The sequence below is a fragment of the Mesorhizobium sp. Arg314 genome (genome assembly GCF_053714275.1).
Genome location: NZ_JBSKBP010000325.1, coordinates 1 through 291 on the forward strand (window position 1 = coordinate 1; position 291 = coordinate 291).

The window sequence follows — 291 nt, forward strand, 5'->3', positions numbered from 1 at the left end:
GGCGACGCCGCCATAGGTCGAGCGCCCGAGCTCCTCGGCGAAGACCGTCGATGCGACCGCGTCCATCTCGGCGCCGCCATACTCGGCCGGGTAGCGGATGCCGAAGAAGCCGAGTTCGCCCATGCGGCGCAGGATCGGGCGGGGAATGAACCCGTCCTTCTCCCAGCGATCCGCACGGGGCTTGATCTCCTGTTCGACGAACCGGCGTACCTGGTCGCGCAACGCCTCATATTCGCCCGCCAGCCAAGGCAGCCCCGGTCCTTTCGGCGAAACCCAAGCTTTGTCCATCAT

The 291-nt window shown here is 66.7% G+C and carries 1 protein-coding gene; it reads right to left on the bottom strand.

Features of this window, described 5'->3' with window-relative positions:
• Window positions 1-291: acyl-CoA dehydrogenase family protein (locus ACWGS9_RS35700; RefSeq protein WP_454509546.1), on the bottom strand; the 291-nt coding region annotated here is incomplete at its 3' end.